This window comes from Streptomyces spinoverrucosus (assembly GCF_015712165.1).
Taxonomy (GTDB): domain Bacteria; phylum Actinomycetota; class Actinomycetes; order Streptomycetales; family Streptomycetaceae; genus Streptomyces; species Streptomyces spinoverrucosus_A.
Map to the genome: position 1 here is coordinate 6,039,560 of NZ_JADPZX010000001.1, position 16,451 is coordinate 6,056,010.

Genomic DNA, 16,451 nt, shown 5'->3' on the forward strand with positions numbered 1-16,451 from the left:
GCCCTCTTTGGCATCCTGCGGGCGCCGAGGTCGGGGTCGCCTTTTGTGGGGGGCCGGGCGGGGTGCGGCTGTATGGGTGGTCTTCCGGAGCGCCGCGCCCGGCAGGCTTGACGTGGCTGCTCAAAGGCGTCTCTGGGCGATCTCCACCAGCTCGGCATGCTCCCCACCGTGTACTGGGCGCCGGCGGCCACGAGGCTCGCCCGGGTCCGGTCGTCCGGGGCGTGGCCGATGAAGGTCAGACCGATGGTGCGGGCGGCGGCCGGCTCGACGTGCGACGAGCCGATCAGGACGCCGTGCGGTGCCCCGGCGCGCAGCAGGAACTCGGGGTCCGGCAGCAGGTGGTGGGGGGCGTCGCCGCGGCCGTGGACGCCGCCGCCCACGACGAGCAGTACGTGGGCTTCGCGCGGTCGGGCCTCAGGAACACGCGCGTCGGACCCGTCAGCGCCTCGTGCGGCTCCGGGGCGACGGCCACCAGGGCGTTCGCGTCGGGGGACGCGAGTTCGGCGCGCAGCCTGTTGTGCATGTCCCGCCCCACGCCCACGAACTCGAAGCGCACGCAGATGCGGGTCCGGGCGCTCGTGAGGTCGTGTCGGTCACGCACGCCGCGCAGCTCCCACTACGGACGGCGCCGCCTCCTGGGTCGGGAAGGCGGCGCCGTCGCTCTCAGCGCACGTCTGTTCGGGCTATGCCCAGTTCCGCCAAGTCCTGCGGTCGGATGCGGAGTTGGTCGGCCGTCGACTCCACCTCCTGCGGCGGTCGTTTGAGGATCGCGGCGGCGAGCTCCGGGGCTATGACCGAGAAGTAGCTGTCCGGGCTCGCCCAGGTGTTGCCCGGTGCGGCCAGGGCGAGCGCGCCGCCGGAGCCGCCCTCGCCGATCACCAGGCTCGTGATCGGGGTGCGGGCCGAGGCCACCGCGTCGAACAGGTCGGCGATCGCCGCCCCCACGCCCTGCCGCTCCGCCTCCGCGTCGTTCGCGGCGCCCGGTGTGTCCACCAGGGTCAGCACCGGGATGCCGAGCCGGTCCGCGAGGCGGATCAGCCGGGCGGCGGTGCGGTAACCGGCGGGGCGGGTCGCCGCCCCGGTCTGGGCGGCGTACGCGACCGTACGGCCCTGATGGGCGCCGAAGCCGCACAGCACCCCGTCGTCGGTGCCGCCGCACCGGTCGCCGCTGATCGCGACCCGGTGGGCGAAGTAGGCGTCCAGGTAGTGGTGTGCGCGCGGGCGTTGGGGTGAGCGGGCGCGCTGGACCGCCGCCCATCCCGAAGCGGGCAGGTCGGTCGCGCCGAGGGGGCGGGGCGCCGGCGCCGGTTCGGTGGACGGGGCGCCGAGCAGCCCGAGCCACCGCCCCAGCGTCGGCCGCAGTTCCTCCGGGCGTACGACCGCGTCGGCGGCGCCCGCCGCCACCTGGGCCTCGGCCGTGTACGCCGCCGGGTCCGCGTCGGCCGGGCGGACCCGGGAGCCCGCGAAGCCGACCTGGGCGCCGGGCAGCGCGAGGATCACGTCGGCGCCCGCGCCGAGGGTGGCCCAGCCGCCTCCGGTGGTCGGGTCCCGCAGCACGGCGAGTTGCGGCAGTCCGGCTTCCCGGGTGAGCGCCGACTGCCGGGCCACGCCCTGGAGCTGGGTCAGCGCGACCATGCCCTCCTGCATCCGGCTGCCGCCGGTGGCGATCAGCGCGACGACCGGCAGCCGGTGTTCACGGGCGTGGGTGTGGGCCGCCTCCAGCCGGTCGCCGGTGCGTTCGCCGAGCGAGCCGCCGAGGAAGCCGAACTCGAAGGCGATCAGTACCGCCGGGGTGCCCTCGATGCGGGCGGTGCCGCAGACGACGGACTCGTCCTCGCCGGTGCGGTCGGCGGCGCGGGCGCGCAGGACGTCGTAACCGTCCCAGGCGAGGGGGCCGTCGGGCTTGGTCTGCCGGGCGGGGTGGGGGAGTTCGGTGAAGTCGTCGGTGACCAGGGCGATGGCCGATCGGGCGGAGGAACGCTCAGGCATGGAGCGCCCGCTTCATGATCTTCCCCATGTCGTTGCGGGGGAGCGCGTCGAGGTGATGCACGACCCGCGGCCGCTTGTGCGGGGCGAGACGGGCGGCCACGTGATCGGCCAACTCGTCGACGCCGGGCGGCGATTGCGGGTCCGTCGGCACGATCCACGCGACGATCCGCTCGCCGAGGTCGGGGTCCGGCTCACCGGTGACGGCGGCCTCACGCACCCCGGGATGTTCCAGGAGCGCGTTCTCGATCTCACCGGCGCCGATCTTGTAACCGCCGCTCTTGATCAGGTCCGTGGCCTTGCGGCCGACGATCCGGACATAGCCGTCGGGGTCGCGCACCGCCATGTCGCCGGTGCGGAACCAGCCGTCGGCGGTGAAGGCGGCGGCGGTGGCGTCGGGCCGGTTGAGGTACTCGGTGAACAGGTTCGGCCCGCGCACCTGGATCTCGCCGACGCTCTCCCCGTCGTAGGCGGTGATCGGCGTCGTCCCGTCGTCCTCCACCAGCCGCAGCTCCACTCCGGGCAGCGGGACGCCCACGGTGCCGGGGCGGGCCTCGCCGTCCGCGCGGACGCTGGTGTTCATCAGCGTCTCCGTCATGCCGTACCGCTCGATGACCCGGCGGCCGGTGGCGGACGCGATCCGCTCGTGGTCGTGCACGGGGAGCGCGGCCGAGCCGGAGACCAGCAGCCGCGCCCCGGCCAGCGCCTTGGCCAGCTCCGGGTCGGTCGGGAGGGCCTCGGCGATGCGGTGGTACATCGTCGGCACGCCGAACAGCATGGTCGCCCCGGCGCCGAGCTCCCGGGCGACGCCCTCGGGGCTGAACCGGCCGAGGTGGCGGACGGATCCGCCGCGCCGGAGCGGGCCGAGGATCCCCAGGACCAGCCCGTGCACATGGAACAGCGGCAGCCCGTGCACGAGCACGTCCTCGCCGGTCCACTGCCAGGCGTCGGCGAGCGCGTCGAGGGTCGAGGAGATCGCGTGGCGCGGGATGACGGCGCCCTTGGGCGGGCCGGTGGTGCCGGAGGTGTAGACGATCAGGGCGGGGGCGGCCTCGTCCGCTTCCTGCGCGGGGAGGGTGCCGGTTGCCTGAACGTCGACGTCGATGCGGGGCAAGCCGGCGAGGGCGGCGGGGAGTTCGGCGCCGGGGGCGGTGAGGACGGCGTCCGGGGCGCTGTCGGCGAGGATGTGCCCGAGTTCCTTCTCCCCGGACTTCGGGTTGAGCGGCACGGCGGCCACGCCGGCGGTCAGGGCGCCGACGGTGGCGACGGCGGTCTCCAGCGTCGGGGTCGCCCACACCGCCACGCGGCCGGCGGTGCGGACCCGCTTGGCGACGGCGCCGGACGCGGCGGCCAGTCGCGCGTACGTCAGGGAGCGGTCGCCGAAGGTCAGGGCGGGCTGCGCGGCCGGTCCCTGGGAGAGGGCCGGGAAGAGATGGGACACGCGTCGTACTCCTTGGTCGGTCGGTCGTCTGTCACGTCGTCCGGAAGTGCTACCCGAGGCCGGGCACGACCAGCACCAGCCACGCCACCGCGGGTGCCGCCGCCACCACGATCCCTCCGTACATCATCAGCTGCCGGAAGAAACGCTCGCGGTCGACGTCCGGCGCGGCGGCCAGCACCAGGGCCCCGTTGGTCGAGAAGGGGCTCACGTCCACGACCGTCGCCGACACGGCCAGCGCCGCCACCATGCCGACCGCGCCGATCTCGCCCTGCGCGAGGAAGGGGACCGCCAGCGGGATGAGCGCGCCCATGATGCCGACGGAGGAGGCGAACGCCGAGACGATCGCGCCGATGTAGCAGAGCAGGATCGCCGCGAGGAGCGGTACGCCGATGCCGCCGACGCCCTCGCCGGCCCAGGTGATGGTGCCCATCTCGTCGAGGACACCGACATACGTCAGGACACCGCAGATCAGCAGGACCGTCGGCCAGGCGATCTGGCCGACCGCGGTGCGGCTGTCGTCGGGCCAGGCGGCGCTGAGGACGACGGCGAGGGTGATCGCGGTCAGGCCGGCGTCCAGGTCGAAGGCGAGGACGGCGATGACGAGGGTGAGGAGGGAGAGGAGCGTGGCTGTGCGGGGGGTTGTGAGGGGGATGGTGGGGGTGGGGGTGGTTTCGCGGGTGGCCAGTGCGGTGGGGGAGGGGTGGGTGCCTGGTTCTGTCGGCGGTTCTGTGCGGCTTCGTTGTGGCTGATCGCGCAGTTCCCCGCGCCCCTGGGGGGCGTTGTCCTCGCCCTTGCGCCAGAGCCGTACCCCGCCGCAGACGACGAACACCACGGCGGCGATGATCAGGTTGGCGAAGAGGGACGCGAGGAAGAGGGCGATCTCGTTGCCGGGGAGATTTTCGCGTTCCACGATGCCGTTGACGATCGTGCCGTAGATGCTGATCGGGGAGAATCCGCCGGCCTGGGCGCCGTGTACGACCATCGCGCCCATCAGCAGCGGGCTGATCCCGTAGCGGGCGGCGAAGCTCAGGGCGATCGGCGCGACGATGGCGACGGCGGCCGGGCTGACGGCGCCGATCGCGGTGAGGGCGCCCGTGAGGGCGAACATGACCCAGGGGATCAGCGCGACGCGGCCCCGGACCAGGCGTACGGCGGCGTGCACCAGCCAGTCGGTGGTGCCGTTGGCGCGGGCGATCGCGAACAGGTACGTGACGCCGACCAGGACGACGAACAGGTCGCCCGGGAAGCCGGCGAAGATGCCGTCCGCGTCGAGGTCGGCGACGAGGGTGCCGACTCCGAAGGCGGCGGCGAAGGCCAGGGCGCCCATGTTGATGGAGCGGGTGGTGGCGATGACGAACACCACGACGAGGACGAGGATGGAGATCAGTTCGGGGGACATACGGGCTCCCGTCGTTGGGCCCCGGAGTGGACGAGTGGCTGAGCCACTTGAGGATTGGAGCGGATGGCTGGTCAGCGTGGACGTGAAGGGCGGGGACGTCAAGGGGTCGCGCGGAAATTGGCTCAGCCACTCAACCACTCAGGGGTCCGGTGTTACGCTCCCGGCGTGACCGACGCCCTGCGCCCGATGGCGAAGCAGCAGCGCCTGTACGAGCAGGTGCTCGACCGACTGCGCGACTACGTCACCGAGGGCGGCCTGCGCGCCGGTGACCGGCTGCCGCCCGAGCGGGACCTGGCCGCGCGGCTCGGGGTCAGCCGGGCGTCGGTGAAGCAGGCGATCGTGGTGCTGGAGGTGCAGGGGCTGGTGGAGGCCCGGCACGGCGGCGGTACGTATCTCGTGCGCGACACCCTCGACGTGGAGCCGGTCGAGCGGATGGTCGAACGCCGCCGGCGCCTGCCCGACGTCCTGGAGGCCCGCGAGGCCCTGGAGACCAAGCTCGCCGAACTGGCCGCCGAACGCCGCACCGAGGACGACCTGACGGCGATGCGCTCGGCGCTCGCCCACATGGCGGGGGAGATCGGTCAGGGCGCGCACGGCGTGGAGGGGGACCGCCGCTTCCACGCGGCGGTCACGGCGGCCGCGCACAGCAGCATCCTCGCGGAGTTCATGGGCTCCATCGCCGACCAGATCGCCGAAAGCCGCACCGAGTCCCTGCGCCAGCCCCACCGCCCCAACCGCTCCCTCGCCCAGCACCAGGCCATCCTCGACGCCATCGAGGCCGGGCAGCCCCGCCAGGCAGCCGCGGCGATGCGCCGCCACGTCCGCACGGTCGCGAAGGTCCGCCTGCTGTCCTGGGATCCGACCGAGAATCGCTAGTCCGCCGACCGAGTACCGAGTACCGAGTACCGAGTACCGAGTACCGAGTACCGAGTACCGAGTATGGAGAGCCCGTGGTCCGTATAGCCCTCGTCACCTGTCGTCCCGGACCCCAGGTGAGCGTCGATCCGGACCTGCCGGTGCTGGTGGAGGCGTTGGGGGAGGCGGGGGCCGAGGCCGTCGCTGTGGAGTGGGATCGGGTCGGGGTCGACTGGGGTGGGTTCGATCTTGTCGTGATCCGGTCGACCTGGGACTACAGCTGGCGGGCGGCCGAGTTCGTGGAGTGGGTGGAGGCCTGCGGGAAGGTCACGCGGCTGGCCAATCCGGCGGACGTGGTGTGGTGGAACGTCGACAAGCGGTACCTGGGGGAGCTGGCGGCGACCGGGGTGCCCGTGGTGCCGACCCGGTATGTCGCGCCGGGGGAGGCGGCCGAGCTGCCCCGTGACCGGGAGTACGTCGTCAAGCCGACCTCCGGTGCGGGGGCGCGGTTCGCCGCCCGCTACACGCCCGACCAGCACGACATCGCCGTACGGCATCTTGAGCGCATGCACGCCGAGGGCTTCACCGCGATGGTGCAGCCGTATGTGAGCGGCATCGACGTGGGCGGGGAGCGGGCGTTGCAGTTCTTCGGCGGGCGGCTGCTGCACGCCAGCCGGAAGGGGGCCGTGCTGACGCGGGGGACGGCGTACGACGAGCGGAAGGTCGCCCATCCCGGGTTGCAGGTCTGGCAGCCGACGCCGGAGGAACTGTCCGTCGCCGAGCGGGCGTTGGCCTGCGTGCCCGGCTCCCCCGAGCTGCTGTACGCCCGCGTCGACCTGGTCGACGGGGAGGGTGGGGAGCCGCGAGTGATGGAGCTGGAGCTGGTCGAGCCGAACCTGTTCCTGTCGCTGCACCCCGCTTCGGTGCCCCGGATCGCGGCGGCGATGCTGACGGCGGCCAGGGCGTGAGCCCCGGCCCCCGGCGTTCTCACAGGACCCGGCGGCCGCCGATCATCGTGCGTTGGAGCAGGCCCCATGTGAACTCCGTCGTCACCTCGTGGCGTTGGCCGTCGGTGTCCGGGGCGCTGAAGGCGAGGCCCCAGCGGCTGGGGGCCGTGCCCTCCAAGGGGCGGGCGGGGGCGAAGGCGCGGGCCGCGTCGTCGACCGTGCACGACCAGGGGTAGAGGTCCTCGACCGTGTGCAGGTCGGCGGGCTTGGCGTCGGGTGCGCGGACCAGCCACTCGTTCCAGACCGCGCCGCCCGGCGCGAGCAGCACCTCGAAGCGCAGGTCGGGCCAGAGGACGACCGGCCACTGCCAGGCCTCGCAGTCCAGGTCGCCGATACGGCGGGAGATCGTCCACTCGGGGGCGCCGAGGATCGCCCGGTGCCGGCTCTGGGCGGCGCGGACGCGCGGTGAGCGCAGCAACATCTGCCAGCGCCGGTTCGCCTCCTGCATCCGCGTGACCGAGACGCCCAGTTCGCGGCGGGCGTCCTCGACCAGGTCGGGATTGAAGTCGGCCATGCGGCGCAGCAGGACCACCTGGAACTCGACAGGGCTGAAGGGGCTAGTGGGGTTCTCTGCGGAGGACGGCATGCGAACCATCGTCGCCCATTCGGCCCCTTCCCGGGCGCCGTCCGTCCGGAAGGAACAGTACGGAGTTGACGTATCGGGTCCGGTCCTGTAAGGGGAGGACCCGGCGCAGCAGTCCGTGCGACGCGACGTGCGCAGTGGCTGCCTGATGGGCCTCCAGGGGGAAGTCGGCCAGGGGGATCCAGCGGTCGCCGGGGAGCACCCAGCCGTCATATCCGAGCATTGACAAATACGTCAGGACGGGCGAGATGGGCTGGATACGGGACTCCAGTTCGACGAACAGAGCCGGGCGGTCGCGGGTCAGCAGAGCGGTCCCGCCGCGCAGCACCGCCAGTTCGCTGCCGTCCACGTCGATCTTGACGAAGCCGACGTCCCGCAGGTTCAGATCGTCCAGCGCGACGCAGCGGACGTCCACCGCGTGGGCGTGGATGTCCCTCCGGACGAGGGACGACACGCCCCGGTTGCCGGTGCCGTCGGGCGGCAGCCAGAGGCGGGCCGTGCCGGGGCGGTCCGCGGCGGCGGCCTGGATCACCCGGACGTTGGGCGGCGCGGTGGCGCAGAGCAGGCGGGCCAGATGCGGGACCGGTTCGATGGTCACCACCCGCCGGGCGTGCCCGGACAGGCGGCGGGTCCAGGGGCCGTACCAGCCGCCGATGTCCACCGCCGTGCCGCAGCCCGGCGGGCACAGCTCGGTGATCCTCGCCAGCTCCGGTTCGAAGCGGGGGTAGACCGCGCGGGCGGTCGCCGCGACGAGGCGGGCCGGGAGGAAGGGGGCGAGGCGGGCGGCGAGCGTGGTCATCCGGAACCTCCGAGGAAAACCCCGCTTTCGGGCGGGGGAGGAGTCAAGGGGCCATGCGTTTGAGGAGTTCCTCGTGCTCGTCCTCGGAGACCTGTTCGCCGGAGGACGGAAGCAGTTGCGGGATGCCGTCGACGATCGGGTAGCGGCGGCGCAGGCGCGGGTTGTACAGGGCCTCGGCCGACGCCACGGGCTCGTCCGGTGGCAGCAGGTGCAGCGGGCCCTTGTCGAGCGGGCACGCCAGGATCTTCAGCAGCTGGTCGTCGAAACTCGAGGAGGGGCTCGGGTAGGAGCTCATGGTGGGGTCAACTCCTTTGCGGCAGCGGGGGGTTGGGGAGCGGTGTCGTGCTTCGGCATGGTCAGCAGCACGGTGACCGCCAGCGCCGTGCCCGCCAGCCGCAGGGCGAGCCGCAGCGGATCGTCCGGCAGCGCCTCGCCGAACGACAGCGTGCCGAGCACCGCCGTGTACAGGCAGGTCACCGTCGTGCACACCGGCACGATCAGCGAGGCCCGGCAGCGTTGCAGCGCCGCCTGCGACATGACCAGGCCGAACGCGCCGGTGAACAGCAGCAGGTACGGGTACGGGGAGCGCAGTACGCCGAGCAGCGCCCCGCCGATGTCGCCGGCCGACCAGTAGCCGGAGACGCCCTTGATGGCGAGCGAGCTCACCCCGTAGAGCAGGCCCACCGCCACCCCGTACTCGACGCCCGTCGTCGGCATCCGGTGCCGGCGCAGGGCACGGCGCTCGGCGGCGCGGTACAGCCAGACGCCGCACGCGAGCGACGGCACGCACAGCAGCAGCACCAGCGGGTAGGGGGCGCCGCGGCTGACGGTGTCCGTGCCCTCGTCCAGGGAGAGGACGACCATCAGCAGCGCGGCGAGGATCGCGGCGAGCGCGTACCGCTCCCGCCCGCTGGTCTCCTCGCCCAGCAGCCGTGCCGACAGCAGCACGAGCAGCACCAGACCGGAGACGAAGATGCCCTGCGCGGCGGCGATCGGCAGGGTGCGGTAGACGATCAGCTGGGCGGCGAACCCGGCCGCGAGGGCGAGCGAGCCGCCGATCCACAGCGGGCTGCCGAGCACCAGGCGCAGCAGGCGGCCCGGGCGGCGGACGGTGACCTCGGGCAGCGCGGCCAGCGCCCGCTTCTCCAGCACGAACCCGCTGCTGTACAGGACGTTCGCCAGCAGAGCGGCGCCCACTCCCCACCACACGGCCTACGCCCTTCGGGCGTGCAGCAGCAGGATCGAGGCCAGGGCCGGGCGGGCGCAGGCGAGCCGGTCCAGCGCGCGCAGCGGACGCGGTACGCCGTGGAAGGGGGCCCCTTCCAGTCGTACGACCTCGAAACCGGCGGCCGTGACGAACTCCCGCAGCGCGCGGGCGGTGTACAGCCGCAGATGTCCCACGACCTCCCGGCCGGGGCGGCCGTGGATCGCGCGCAGGCTCACCTCCGAGAACACCGGCTGTACTCCGGCCAGCAGCAGGGCGCGGTTGTACCAGGCGGCGAGGTTGGGGGTGGACAGCATCAGGTGGCCGCCGGGGCGCAGGACGCGGCGGAGCTCGTCCAGGGCCGCGTCCGGGTCGACCAGGTGCTCGATCACCTCGCTGAACAGGACGGCGTCGGCGGCGGCGGTGCAAAAGGGCAGGCCGCCGTCGGTGAGTTCGCCGCGGATCGCGTACGCGAGGTGGGGGCGGGCGCGGGTGAGGGCGTCCTGGGACCAGTCGACGCCGATGACGCGGTGGCCGGGGAGGAGGGGTGCGGCGGTGGCGGCGGCGGTGCCGTCGCCGCAGCCGATGTCGAGGATCAGGCTCGGGGCGCCCGCGCCGAGGGCGGTGGCGAGCATACGGGCCTGCCGGAGACTGCGGGGGGTGCCGGAGGCGACCGGGACGGCGGGGTTCTCGTAGAAGTCGCGGAGGTCCTTGGGAGGCGCGCCGGTGGTCATCGGGGAACCTCCGTCGAGTGCAGGTAGTGCTCGAACAGGTCCCGCAGGTGGGCGCCGTCGCCGGGTCCGAGCAGGGTGCGGGACCAGCGCAGGGCCAGGTGGAGGCGGCCGGCGGTGGAGGCGGTGGTGACCGTCAGACCGCGGGGCATACGGGCCGGGGCCGAGAACCAGACCGCGTGCGCGCGTCCCGCCTCCTCGCCGAAGTCCAGCGGGTACGGGATGCGGCCGATGTTGCTGAGCAGTGTGGTGGACGTCCAGGGGGCGGCGGCCCGGCGGAGGGCGCGGGTGAGGGCGGCACGCCAGGGGACCGGGAGGACCGGGGCGGTCAGGAGGGCGGCCCCGTGGCCGAGTTGGGGGCGGGGGAGGGACTTCAGGGCGCGGGTACGGAGTGCCGTGCGGCGCAGGAGGGCGGGCATGTCGGTGTCGGCCTGTGTCAACTCGTCCGGAGTGAAGGGGACTTCGACGAGGCGGGTGCCGTTGCCGATGGGCATGGTGGCGTCACGGGGGCGGTCGTCCACGGGCATGGTGATGCGCAGGGGGCGGGGCCGGGCGCCGTGTTCGCGGTTCCAGTGGGCGAGGGTGAGGGCGGTGGTGACCATGAGCTGGTCGTTGACCGTGTAGGGGGCGCCCTTGGGGCGGTGGGGGAGGGCGAGGTCGGTGACGAGCATGCCGTTGCCCGGGGAGGGGTCGGGGGTGCCGGGGGCCACTCGGGCGGGTGGGGACCAGTGGGAAGGGGTGGCCTCGGCGGGCGGCTCGGCCCGGGTCGTGCGGGTGGGCGGAGCCGCGGGGGAGTTGTCCTTGCCGCCGTACAGCTCGGCGGCGGTGGCGAGGATGCGGAGGCAGGCCGGGCCGTCGAGGGCGGTGTGGTTGATGGTGAGGAAGAGGACCGTGCCGTCGGGCACGCCGACGACCTCCAGCCGGACCGGCGGAGACTGTGACAGCGGCGGAGCCTGCGTCAGGGCCCTCGTCCTGGCGTCCCTCAGCGCATCCCTCCCCGGCGCCGGGAAGCCCACCACCTCCACATCCGGTTCCTCCGTCAGTTCCCACTCGTAGCGGCGGCGGTACCACGGGCCCGGCGCCTCGCGCATCAGGATGCGGGGGTGGCGCTCAAGGGCCTCGGTGAAGGCCCTGCGCAGGCGGGGCGGGTCCAGCGGGCCCGGGAGGTGGACCTCGATGTGGACCGTTTCCGGTTCCTCGTCCTGGAGGCAGTGGCGGGCCACCTCGTCCACGACCGGGAACGGGATGCGTACCGCCGGGCGGGGGCCCGCGTTGTCCAGTGCGGTCATCGGGTGGCGTCTCCCTCCTCGAACTCCGGACTGCCGGGACCGCGTGCCGAGACCGGTGGTCCGGCCTCCGCGCGCGGGAACGGGTCCTGCACGGCCCTCCCGCGCCGGGGCAGGCGCTGCGTCGGCGCCGTCTCGGGGGCCACAGGCGGCAGGACCGCCGTCGTATCCGGACCCGTCACACCGGGACCCGTCGTACCCGGACCGCCGCCGCCCCGCTCCCGCACGCTCACCAGCGCCGCGAACAGGCCGACCAGCGCCAGCAGTTGGGCCGCGGGCGAGAAGGGCCCGGCGCCGTCACCGGCCGGCTCGCCCGCCCCCGTCGCTGCCACCACACCCGCTCCCGCGAGCGCCACGACCGCGATCGGCACCAGCAGCGCGTGCCGCCGGTACGCCAGCACCGCCAGCGCCGGCACCAGCAGCGCGAACCACCCGGCGATCACCGCGCCGACCAGCGTCAGCGCCACCGTGCCCAGCCACAGGCCCGGCGCCGGGGGCACGGGCTGCGGTGCGTCGGGGTTGGGCGCGCGCCGGCGCCACAGCACCAGGCCCACCAGCCCGGCCAGTCCCACCCCGCTGCCGATCAGCCCGGCTTCGTAGGTCGTCGACGGCTCGTACGACAGCTTGATCGTGCCGCCGGCCCCGGCCGGGATCCGCCAGCCCTGCTGCCAGCCGTCCAGCCGGACCGGCGTGAGTTCGTCGCCGTTCAGTGTGGCTTTCCAGCCGTCGTTGAAGTTCTCGTACGTCGTCAGGTACGAGGCCGCGCCCGAGCCGACCGTCACCTCGCGGCGGTCGCCCAGCCAGTCCCGTACCCGAAGGTCACGGCCGGTGGACACCGGCTCCGTCACCGTGCCGCGCGTCAGCGTCACGTCCGTCAGGACCAGCGGACCGGCGTCGCCCGCCTCCACCCGGTGCGCGCCCTCGGACAGTTCCACACCGCTCGACGGGCACAGCGACACCTCCACCGGCCGGCGTTCCGTGAGGTCCCGTACCGTGCCCTTCACGCTGGTCCGGTACAGCTCCCCGTCCACCGCCAGCACCGGCCCCTCACCGCACGGCAGTGAGAACTCCCGGTCGGGGCGGGGCTGCGGGGTGCGGTAGCCGTCGAGGGCCGGGAGGTAGGCCTCGGTCAGGCCGACCGGCAGTCGCAGGTCCTCGTCGACGACCGGGTTGTGGAGGGTGAGCGGGGCCGTCTCGGTGATCGTGATGTCCAGGCGGTCCGTCGTGATCGCCGGGAAGCGCACCCAGCCGTTCTCGTCCACACCGGCGCTCGCCGCGCCGTCGGGGGAGCTGATGTGCACCTCGGTGGGGCGGGAGGACAGCCCGCCCGCCGCCGCCAGCACCAGTTCGCTCACCGGCTGCTTGCCCTCCCAGCGCAGATGGATCGTGGGCCGGTCGCCCGCGATCCACGCCGTGGTCAGGTCACCGTCGGTGAGGTTGCGCGCGGACAGACCCGCGCCGAGCCGGGCCGTGGAGTCGGCGGTGGCGGTGATCCGGTCCCGCTGCTCGGGCGCGATCTCGTAGAGCAGCCGGTCCAGTTCCTCGCCCGGCACCGGCACCGCGCTCGCCCGCACCTCGTACGTCCCCGTCCCGGTCGTCGAGAAGCGGCGGTGCAGGCCCGCCTCGGTGCCGGTGGGGGAGAGGCCGGTGGGGTCGGCGGGGCGGTGCAGGGAGACGATCTCCGAGGCCGCCGGCGAGGCGTCCGCCGGCAGCCGCAGCAGGCGCGTCACCTGTACGTCCGGCAGCTGGATCTCGGCGAAGCCCGCCCCGGTCAGCCCGGCCTTGCGGGCCACCGAGTCGACGATCGTCAGCTTCATCCAACTGGTCGCGCCCGCCGGTGCCTTGACGCTCTGCGTCATCCCGTTCGGCTGGAGGAAGCTGGTCTGCGACCCCCGCTCCGTCTCCACCCGCACCCGCGTCGGCGCCGGCCGCACGCTCTCCTGCGGCAACGGCGTCACCCTGAACGACGACGGCATGTCGTACTCGCCGCCCCCCGAGCCCCCGCCCGCGAACTCGATCCGCAGCCACTGCCCGTCCGGCGACCCCTCCGACCCTTCCGTCCACGCGGTGGCCGGGTTGCCGTCGAAGGCGTTGACGGGGTCGAACTGCGGCAGATGGAAGAGCCAGCTGCCGTACGAGGACGCCGTCACCGACCGCGCCCCGCGCAGCTCGGCCACCGTCTGGTGGTCGAGGCCGGCCATCGGCAGGATCTGGTGCGGTGGCTCACCGGGGTCCTGATGGGCGTCGGGCGCGTTCCGCTCGTCCCGCGTGTACGTGTACGAGGTGTTGGCGTTGACCAGCCCGAACCGCGTGTCCGCGCGCCGCAGCCCGTCGCCGGTCACCTGCAGCTGCGGGGAGCCGAGCCCGGGGTGGTGGTCGCCGGCCAGCACGGTCGCCCGGCCGCGCAGCGTGGAGGCGAGCGGCAACAGGGACTCGGGGCCGCCGGAGACGACGGCCGTGTCGGCGATCGGGTACAACCCCGCCTGTCCCGGCCGCGGCACGTCCTGCCCCGGCGGCTGGTAGATCTCCACCGCCCGCTGCCGTGGGTAGAGGCCCTCGACCTGCAGCGGGGTGTCGTCGGCGATCCGGCCGCCGGTCATGATCGGGCCGAGCCCGGTCACCCGCTGGTAGCCGGACTGCTCCAGCGTGCGCTTGACGGTCGTGGTCGGCACGGCGCCGACCTGGTCGGGGTCGAGATCGTTGCGTACGACGACGTAGTGGATGCCAGCGCGGCTCAGGTAGTCGGCGAGGCCCGGGACCTCGGCGCCGGTCACCAGCGCCTGCTCCACCGCGTCCATCGCGCGCCGGTTGCCGGCGGTGCCGAACGGCACGTAGTCGCGCTGCGCCCAGCGGGACTCGGCGAGCACGTCGAGGGGCTGGTCGATGGGGGAGCCCCAGGTGTAGATGCCGTGCGCGGTGGCCGGGACGACCAGGGCGCGCGAGTCGGGGGAGTACTTCTCCAGCCAGTCGGCGGTGGCCTGCCAGTACTTGGGGAGTTCCTGGAAGGAGCCCGCGTTGAGGATCGACCCGTTGACGTACGGCCACACCAGCCCGGGCAGCACCAGCACCGCAGCGACCAGCGGGGCGAACCGGCGGCCGCGTACCCGCCGGGCGCCGCGCGGCTCGGCGGCCACCGCCACCAGGTGGGCGAGGCCGAGGACCAGGGCCAGCGCCAGGCCCGTCTGGAACTTGTAGATGTTCCTGAAGGGCGCCAGCCAGCCGTCCAGCCAGTCCTGCGCGGTCTCGTGGAAGGGCGCCCCGAACGCGCCGCCGTACCCGGCGAGCAGCACCAGCCCGGTCACCAGCACGGTCAGCACCAGCCACCGCCGCTCCGGCATGTCCCGCCGCGCCAGCCCGGCCAGCCCCAGCCCGGCGGCGATCGCCGAGCACAGGATCACGACGACCGAGGACACCACGGCCCACCCGGCGGGCAGCCATGCCTCACCGAAGTGCAGATACGCCACCCAGTTCCCGGCACCGCGCAGTGCCTCCGTGGCCGACATGGTGGCCGTCGTCGTCGCCGAACTCTCGATGTACGGAAGGAAGTTCTCCCCGTACACGCCCAGCAACAGCAGCGGAATCCACCACCACGCGGTCGCCACGATCACGCCCGGCACCCACCAGGCGATCAGCTTGCGCTGCCGTGGACCCGACGGGCGGGACAGCAGGTACAGGCCCACCGGGAGCAGCGACGCCAGCGTCGAGGCCGCGTTCACCCCGCCCATGAACGGGATGATCAGCGCGGAGCGCAGCGCGGCCACGCGGGCGCTGTACCGCTCGTCGGTCAGCGGCAGCAGCACCCACGGCAGGAAGGCGCCGGGCAGCGCGGCCGCCGACGTCGAGCCGATGACGACGGTGAACACCGGCCACAGCGCGTACGCCACGGCCGCGAGCAGCCGGGAGGTGCCACTGCCGATCCGCAGCCGCTCGGCCAGCCGCAGCGCGCCCCAGAAGGCGACCGACACCACCAGCGACATCCACAGCCGCTCCGCCAGCCACACCGGCAGGTCGACCGCCCGGCACAGCCAGTGGAAGGGGAGCATCGGCCACACATAGCCGACGTACTGGTCCTGGATGCCGCCGAAGCCGCCCCGGTCGTGCCACAACTGGCCGAGATCGGCGAGGAACTGGCCGGGATCGACGGTCACCCCGAGCTTGGTGTCGAAGGTCTGCCGGCCCGGCCGCACCGCCAGGAACAGCACGAGGACCACGGCCCAGAACCCCAGCAGCCAGCGCCGCGACCGCGGGCCCTCCGGGGGGCCCGCGGCGGTTGCGGTGGTGGGGACGGCTGCCGGGGGAGGAGCCTGGACCGTGGTCGTCATGGGGGACACCGCCGGAGGATGAGGAGGAGGTTCCAGGTGGCCACTTCGCGGATGCCGGGCGCCTTGACGACGGCCTCCGGGAGGAACGGCCAGTAGCGGGAGCGCGCCGTGACGAGCGTGACGTCGTCGCGGGCGCGGACCTGCCGCAGGGTGGGGCCGATGTGCACGGCGAAGAGGTTCTCGCCGAGGGTGTGCTTGGCGGGCTTTCCGGTACGGCGCCGGTAGCGGGCGCGGGCCCGCTCGGCGCCGAGGTAGTGCCAGGGCGCCCACTCGTGGCCGCCCCAGGGGGAGAGCCAGTTGGTGAACGACACATAGATCAGCCCGCCGGGCCGGGTCACGCGTGCCAGCTCGCTGAGGAAGGTCTGCGGGTCGGCCACGTGTTCCAGAACGTTGGAGGAGAACGTGACGTCTGCGGCCCCGTCCGACAGCGGCAGCAGATAGCCGTCGGCGATCACCGCCCCGTCGGGCGGCTTCTCACCGAGTTCACGCACGTCGGGCTCGAAGAGATAGGCGTGCGCGCCGCGCCGCCGAAACTCCTCGGTGAAGTGCCCACTGCCCCCACCGACGTCCACGACGGTACGCCCGGCGACGGGCCCGTCGTAGGCCTCGACCTGATCGACGGCGTCACGAGCGAGCAGCGAGTAGCAGGTTTCGGGGTCGTCCTGCTCGTGGAGGAAGGCCCGGAACAGAGCGAGGGACCGCCGGAAGGACGGATCTTTGAAACGTCGGCGAGGTGACGCCCACAAGGGGCGCGGGGCTGTCATCGATTTGCGGCTACCGCCGCGTGGGCGCGACCAGCCACGAACAACCGTCACTCGCGAGACGGCCTCACCGACAC

At 73.5% G+C, this 16,451-nt stretch carries 14 protein-coding genes; 2 read left to right on the plus strand and 12 right to left on the minus strand.

The features are described from left to right. Nucleotides 1–283: 283 nt before the first annotated feature. The 4 genes from I2W78_RS27450 to I2W78_RS27465 all read right to left on the minus strand — a co-directional run bounded on the left by I2W78_RS27450 (nt 284) and on the right by I2W78_RS27465 (nt 4,826). A complete protein-coding gene (locus I2W78_RS27450) occupies nt 284–601 on the minus strand; it encodes a hypothetical protein (RefSeq protein WP_196462920.1) in 318 nt (105 codons plus the stop codon). A 62-nt stretch (nt 602–663) separates the two neighbouring features. Next, a complete protein-coding gene (locus tag I2W78_RS27455; RefSeq protein ID WP_196462921.1) occupies nt 664–1,989 on the minus strand; it encodes a carboxyl transferase domain-containing protein in 1,326 nt (441 codons plus the stop codon). Beyond that, on the minus strand, nt 1,982–3,427 hold the full coding sequence (locus tag I2W78_RS27460; protein ID WP_196462922.1) for an acyl-CoA synthetase: 1,446 nt from the start codon (nt 3,425–3,427) through the stop codon (nt 1,982–1,984). The genes I2W78_RS27455 and I2W78_RS27460 overlap by 8 nt, the downstream gene beginning before the upstream one ends. 49 nt (nt 3,428–3,476) lie before the next feature. Continuing rightward, complete coding sequence (locus I2W78_RS27465; RefSeq protein WP_196462923.1) at nt 3,477–4,826, minus strand: SLC13 family permease; 1,350 nt, start codon at nt 4,824–4,826, stop codon at nt 3,477–3,479. Between the two features lie 165 nt (nt 4,827–4,991). Between I2W78_RS27465 and I2W78_RS27470 the strand changes: the two genes are divergently transcribed. Together I2W78_RS27470 and I2W78_RS27475 are read left to right on the plus strand one after the other, a co-directional pair. Further along, nucleotides 4,992–5,702, plus strand: a complete 711-nt coding sequence (locus I2W78_RS27470) for a FadR/GntR family transcriptional regulator (protein WP_196462924.1) — start codon at nt 4,992–4,994, stop codon at nt 5,700–5,702. Between the two features lie 74 nt (nt 5,703–5,776). Beyond that, nucleotides 5,777–6,649 (plus strand): ATP-grasp domain-containing protein, encoded by an 873-nt coding sequence (locus I2W78_RS27475; RefSeq protein ID WP_196462925.1) that lies wholly within the window; start codon nt 5,777–5,779, stop codon nt 6,647–6,649. Nucleotides 6,650–6,668: 19 nt separating this feature from the next. Here the strand turns inward: I2W78_RS27475 and I2W78_RS27480 are convergent, their stop codons facing one another. Genes I2W78_RS27480 through I2W78_RS27515 form a run of 8 tightly spaced genes read right to left on the minus strand, consistent with a single transcriptional unit; the run spans nt 6,669 to nt 16,377 of the window. Next, entirely contained in the window at nt 6,669–7,283 is a 615-nt protein-coding gene (locus tag I2W78_RS27480; protein WP_196462926.1) for a hypothetical protein, read from the minus strand. Then, nucleotides 7,246–8,070, minus strand: coding sequence for an FkbM family methyltransferase (locus tag I2W78_RS27485; protein ID WP_196462927.1), 825 nt, complete (start codon nt 8,068–8,070; stop codon nt 7,246–7,248). Before I2W78_RS27485 ends, I2W78_RS27480 begins: the two co-directional genes overlap by 38 nt. Nucleotides 8,071–8,113: 43 nt before the next feature. After that, nucleotides 8,114–8,365: a Trm112 family protein gene (locus I2W78_RS27490; RefSeq protein WP_196462928.1), complete on the minus strand. Its 252-nt coding sequence runs from the start codon at nt 8,363–8,365 to the stop codon at nt 8,114–8,116. Further along, nucleotides 8,362–9,267: a hypothetical protein gene (locus tag I2W78_RS27495; RefSeq protein WP_196464747.1), complete on the minus strand. Its 906-nt coding sequence runs from the start codon at nt 9,265–9,267 to the stop codon at nt 8,362–8,364. Before I2W78_RS27495 ends, I2W78_RS27490 begins: the two co-directional genes overlap by 4 nt. Before the next feature lie 15 nt (nt 9,268–9,282). Continuing rightward, nucleotides 9,283–10,008: a class I SAM-dependent methyltransferase gene (locus tag I2W78_RS27500; RefSeq protein WP_196462929.1), complete on the minus strand. Its 726-nt coding sequence runs from the start codon at nt 10,006–10,008 to the stop codon at nt 9,283–9,285. Next, the gene (locus I2W78_RS27505) at nt 10,005–11,294 is read right to left on the minus strand and encodes a condensation protein (RefSeq protein WP_196462930.1); all 1,290 of its coding nucleotides are present in this window, start codon (nt 11,292–11,294) and stop codon (nt 10,005–10,007) included. Before I2W78_RS27505 ends, I2W78_RS27500 begins: the two co-directional genes overlap by 4 nt. Beyond that, the gene (locus I2W78_RS27510) at nt 11,291–15,613 is read right to left on the minus strand and encodes an alpha-(1->3)-arabinofuranosyltransferase domain-containing protein (protein WP_196462931.1); all 4,323 of its coding nucleotides are present in this window, start codon (nt 15,611–15,613) and stop codon (nt 11,291–11,293) included. Before I2W78_RS27510 ends, I2W78_RS27505 begins: the two co-directional genes overlap by 4 nt. Further along, complete coding sequence (locus I2W78_RS27515; protein WP_196462932.1) at nt 15,610–16,377, minus strand: class I SAM-dependent methyltransferase; 768 nt, start codon at nt 16,375–16,377, stop codon at nt 15,610–15,612. Before I2W78_RS27515 ends, I2W78_RS27510 begins: the two co-directional genes overlap by 4 nt. Between the last annotated feature and the right edge of the window lie 74 nt (nt 16,378–16,451).